This is a genomic window from Pseudomonas brassicae, from assembly GCF_010671725.1.
Classification (GTDB): Bacteria; Pseudomonadota; Gammaproteobacteria; order Pseudomonadales; family Pseudomonadaceae; genus Aquipseudomonas; species Aquipseudomonas brassicae.
This window is the reverse complement of sequence record NZ_JAAHBU010000269.1, coordinates 1-4,824: the sequence shown is the minus strand read 5'-3', so window position 1 is coordinate 4,824 and position 4,824 is coordinate 1. Positions and strand designations below refer to the sequence as shown.

The 4,824-nt window shown below is 58.9% G+C and carries 3 protein-coding genes and 2 pseudogenes; 1 reads left to right on the top strand and 4 read right to left on the bottom strand.

Going from position 1 to position 4,824, the window contains the following annotated elements:
• Nucleotides 1–870 precede the first annotated feature (870 nt).
• Nucleotides 871–1,650, top strand: coding sequence for a hypothetical protein (locus G3436_RS18105; protein WP_163947668.1), 780 nt, complete (start codon nt 871–873; stop codon nt 1,648–1,650).
• A gap of 257 nt (nt 1,651–1,907) precedes the next feature.
• Here the strand turns inward: G3436_RS18105 and G3436_RS18100 are convergent.
• The 4 genes and pseudogenes from G3436_RS18100 to G3436_RS18085 all read right to left on the bottom strand — a co-directional run.
• Nucleotides 1,908–2,882, bottom strand: a pseudogene (locus G3436_RS18100) (hypothetical protein).
• The gene (locus G3436_RS18095; RefSeq protein ID WP_163947665.1) at nt 2,855–3,565 is read right to left on the bottom strand and encodes a hypothetical protein; all 711 of its coding nucleotides are present in this window, start codon (nt 3,563–3,565) and stop codon (nt 2,855–2,857) included. The pseudogene G3436_RS18100 and the gene G3436_RS18095 overlap by 28 nt, the downstream one beginning before the upstream one ends.
• Nucleotides 3,562–4,109 (bottom strand): annotated as a pseudogene (locus G3436_RS18090) (baseplate complex protein). The gene G3436_RS18095 and the pseudogene G3436_RS18090 overlap by 4 nt, the downstream one beginning before the upstream one ends.
• On the bottom strand, nt 4,106–4,824 hold a 719-nt coding region (locus G3436_RS18085), incomplete at its 5' end, for a hypothetical protein (RefSeq protein ID WP_163947663.1). The gene G3436_RS18085 and the pseudogene G3436_RS18090, both read right to left, overlap by 4 nt.

The following is a 4,824-nucleotide window of genomic DNA, read 5'->3' as shown; positions in this document are numbered from 1 at the left end:
GACCAACTTGACCAACTTGAACATGGTGAGCATGTCTCCCGCCTGGAGAAATGCGGCAAGAACTAATCCATAAGTAACCAGTACCAGGGCGCAAGCGATCCATTTCTGCTGTCATGGACCTACCATCTGGCAGCAGTGAGCAGTGAGCAGTCTCTACCGGCGGAATCACTTTTAAGAGGGGAGCAAACGAAACGGGGAACAAACGGGGAAAATTCAGGAGTGAAAGACCCAGAAACGACTTAGGCCCACCTCTCGGTGAGCCTAAGTCGTTGATCTATATGGTGCCGGCACCAGGAGTCGAACCCGGGACCTACTGATTACAAGTCCAAAAAATTGACCAGTGTCCATTGGGAAAACCCGCAAGCCTCAATGTTTTCTGACATATGTAGGCTTATTGGTCGCGGATAAGTCATGCCGCCGTGGACACTTTGTGGACACTCTCCAGCGGTTGTCCTTGCACAGCATTGCAAAACCTTGCACTGGGTGAAACCAGTCATGATGCCCCAAGGGCCCCGTCTGGCCTGGTCGGCGTACCTGATTGCACCCCCACCCGGCTTTGCACAATTTTCCAACGCAAAGCCGTCGGCGGGAGGGGGATAAGTGATTTTCTGCCTCGTTTTTTTTTGGGACGGGCGCATTTTTCGGATCGTTGTGATCTGTGTGCGGGCAGTACCGATCTGCCTATGAAGGCGCCTCTACTACCTTTGTTTAGTGTGAGGCTGTCCCGGATGGCCACGCAGGGTTTGTGTTAAGCGAATCCGAGGTTATCGACGGCTGCGCATATGCACAGCCCTGGTAGGGCCGGGTAGACTATTCAATCACGGGCTATCAATGCCCAATTCATGCGTGTCTGCGGTAGGAGTTTTTGTGATGGAATACGCCTGCACACTGATGAAACTTTCTAAAACCCCAAAGTTGACTGCCGCGTGCATTGAAGGCGTCTTCAAGAAAAGACACGGTGTATCGGTGACGGTCTGCAATGCCACTATCGAAAAGCCCGGCTTCAAAGTTGTGAGTGATCAGGGGATATTCTTTTTACTGGAGCGCCCGCTGTCTTATTACAACAAGCACTGGGGGCGTGTCACATCAATACAGCAGCGCATGCTTAAGTTCTCTATTCCAGTGCCGCTATACATTGGAGAGGGCGAGATTTCAAGAACATTTAATCAAGCGGAAATATCCGAGGATCCGCACGCTGCAGTCGAAGTGTGGATAAGAGATATTTTTGAGCCAGACCTCGTTGCCGCATACTTTTCACATTACTTTGCCAAGAGTGAAGTTTTCGCGGAATACCGACTAATTATCCTTGAAGCGATTGAGTCCTTTTATATGGGGTTGGACCATGTGGCAGTAATGGCTTTAGTCCCGGTGCTTGAAGGGGCTCTTCGAAAGCTTCAGAATAAGTCGCTCTGTGAAGAGAAAAACACCACTAGAGCAGAAGAATTTGGGAAGAATCTTCGGGAGATTTTGAAGAGCTGGGGCTCACGCAGAGTCAGCGAATATGATTGGCATTTGGGGGTGTGCGGAGTACCCGACCTTGAGTGTGATTTCTACACCCACATTTGCCCTCAATCAGATGTAATTAATTGCTTTAGATTGTTCTTACAGAAATCCTCTACAAACCATCACTCTCGCCCGGAGCCGGCCTGAATCGCCACGTAATCGTCCACATGCTTGGCGGTGGATTCGATAGCGCAACTGATTTTTACAAATTGTTTCTTGCGCTGACACATATAGCCTTCATTGAAAGCCTTACAAATCGTAACGTTCCTTTTTTCTGGCAGGGATATAGCGATAGCTCAAGAAGGCTGGGAGAGTATTTAAGGCGTATATCCATCGTAATGGATAAGCGTCGGGACTTAATTAAGACGTTCGAAGTGCCGGAATATCCCAAAGGGGCATATCCATCAGTTTAACGTGATTGGTTTCAGTTTAAATGCCAGAGTTTGAGTTCCTGTTGAGCAAGCGGTAAATGCTGCTGCGTTGCTCGGAGGAGGCGTAGGTCCATGAGTATGCTCAGCCAGTTGAACGTTCATCTCTTGCACCAAGTCGAGCAAATCGCATAGCACCTGGAGCACGTTGACCCCCTCTGACCCTAACCAGGTCTTGGGCGCCTGCAGCCGCTGACTGGCCCCGGCCACGCTCCTGCGCAGGCCCTGGATCTGCTCCTGCAGGTCACCACCCACCGTGGCGTTGAGCTTCTGCCCCACCACCAGGTTGAGATCACGGCCGGTGGCCTGGTGCAGATCATCCACGGCCGCCAGGCTCGCGGATCCGCCTGAGAGCAGCTTGAGCGCGCCCAGGGCCTCGATCTTCTTGATCCCACCCACTGACTCGGTCGAATGGTCGTCGACGTCCTGGTGTGGCTCTGGAAGGTCTCGGTGTTGCCCAAGGCTTCCACCTCGCGCTCGATCGCCTTGTCCTGGATCTTGCCGTCCGTCTGGCGCAGCCAGTTGCCGTCGGCGTCGACACGCTGCTGGCAGGCCTCGCTGTGCTGCCATACCTGGTCACCTTTCGGCACCCGGGGCAGGCTCAGGCCGTGGGGCAGGATCTGCTGGATGAACGGCTTGCTCGGTAGCCCATAGGCGAAGCTGACCACCACCGTGGTGCCCTCTTCGGGGAAACCGAACATCCCGGCTTCCTGGCCGCCCATTGGCGCCGGCAGCGGCAGCCCGGCCAGGATCGGCAGTGCCGGGTCTGGTTCGCCATCCGGCAGCAGCACCTCGACGTCGACGCCGAAGCGCGGCCGGAAGTCGTCGCACAGCCCGGGCGCGGCCGGGGCGTCCAGGTACCGCCACCACCCGGCCGAAGCGCGGCAGGTGGTAGCCACCGGTGAGTTCAGGAAATTGGCGCGCTACGCTGCGCTTGATTGCGTCGTCCATCGGATGGCCATTTGGTTGCCGGCAAGGGTCACACTGGTGATCCGCTCGCCCTGGTTGATCGTTGCACCTGGTCGCAGCCCGGGAAGGGCCGCGATCATCGCGCTCTGGTTGCCCTGGTAGCCGTCGAACAGCTCGATCGGCAACTGCAGCGGGGAGCGGGTACCGAAAAAGCTATCGGCCCAACTGCCCACAAACACCTCACCGTCACCCTGCTGCTGCCAGATGAAGTCGGGGATGCTGAACACCTGGGCCATGCTGTCCATTGCCTGAAAGCCGGCGGCCAGGCTGTAGAAATACGGCGCCTTTACCTGGGCGTACTGGCTGGCCGGTACCCGAAAGCGCAGGCCGGTCTTTTTGCTGACCTGCTCAAGGACGGCCTGCAGGTGGACGTGGCGCAGGTCCAGCGGCAGCGGCGCGCCGAGGATCGCCGCCAGCTCGCGGCAGAACAGGATCTGCTGTTGTCCGTTGGCAGCCGTGCTGCGCTCCACGTAGCCGATGAAGAAGCGCTGCAGCGTGGCCTCGTTGTAGCCGATGTCCAGCATCACCAGGCCCCTGAGCGGCGCCTGGGCCTGGACGGTGAAAGAAGCCCGGCCGGGGCTTCTGATCTCCAATCGCACATCATCCTTGACCACCGGGTACACGGTCCCGTCCACGGTCAGTACCTTGTGCAGCTTCATGCTCATGCGGCCCCACCAATGTAGTCATCGACTCGTTTCAGCACCGACTCAAACCCGGTCAGTTCCTTGGGCTTGGTGCTGCCGTCAGCCGCCGCGCCACCCTCACCACCGACGGCCTGCCCCGGGGCGGATTGTTTCGCCACGCCGCTGGCCTTGCGTCGGCCCTCGACCTTTTCCGGGTTGGAGCGCTTCTCAGAAAGCGTGAACTGGATGATCCAGGCCGCCAAGGTGTCGTCCTCCCGGGCGCTGACCCCTCCGAGAACTGGACCTGCCGGATCCCAAAGGCGGCGGCGGTGTCGTTCACGATGCGATAAGTCTGGAGTTGGCCACCGCCGGCGGTGGCCTCGGCCAGGCGCATCAGCGTGCGCAACTGGTCCTTGTCGACAAAGGGTATCTGCAGCGCCACGGCCAACGTCTTGGGCTTGAAGCCCTTGTGCGCGGACTCGGTGTTGCTGGTCTGCCCCGACATGTCATCGCTTTCGATGCGCAAGTTCGCCGTGATCTTCATGCGCTTACCCAGCACCTGCTGGCCGTCGAGTAACAGCGTCATAGGCCCACCAGCTCGCGCACAAAGCTCAAGCCCTCCAATGACCCCACCAGCAGCAGGCCGGCCGACAGCACCCATTCATGCCCCGGGGCATCACCTTGTAGCAGGTCGCGGCGCAGCTCATGGGCACTGCCTGGGCCGATCAACCTGGTCCGCATGCTGGTGTCGGCCTGGCTACCCGCCAACAGGGCGCGCAGGTCGGCCAACTGCTGATCGCGGCCCTGCTGCTGGGCCGCCTTGCGCGTTGCCAGGCCGGCCAGGTCAGCCAACGGTGAGCTGTCGGCGTAGCTCTCCAGCGCAGCGATCTGGCCGGCCATGGACTGCTTGGCGGCCTTCACCACTGTGCAGCGCTCCAAGGGCAGACCGCCCCATCGGGGCAGCGGGCCGGCGCTGGGTATCACCCACTTTTCCTGCTCAAGCACCGACAGGTGACGCGAACGTCGCTCGGTGCGCACCAGGTCCGGGATCGGCATCAGTGCGTTGAACCGACCCAGGGTTTCAGCGAACTGGTCGTACCGCGTACCCAGGAACAGCACGACCAGGGCGTACTGCTCACCGGTGGGACGGCCGGTATCACCGGCATCGGTCAGCTTGGTGGCCAACTGCTGCAGGAGGTTCGGCGCCGACAGGTACTTCTGGTGCCCGCGCCCTTGACCGATACCGCTCTGGAACGGGGTAACTGCCAAGCAGGCCGGCGCCTGGCCCAACTGGCTGGCCA

Coding starts and splice junctions, on each gene's coding strand:
- G3436_RS18095 (WP_163947665.1), bottom strand. CDS start 3,565: ATGAGCATGAAGCTGCACAAGGTACTGACCGTGGACGGGACCGTGTAC.
- G3436_RS18105 (WP_163947668.1), top strand. CDS start 871: ATGGAATACGCCTGCACACTGATGAAACTTTCTAAAACCCCAAAGTTG.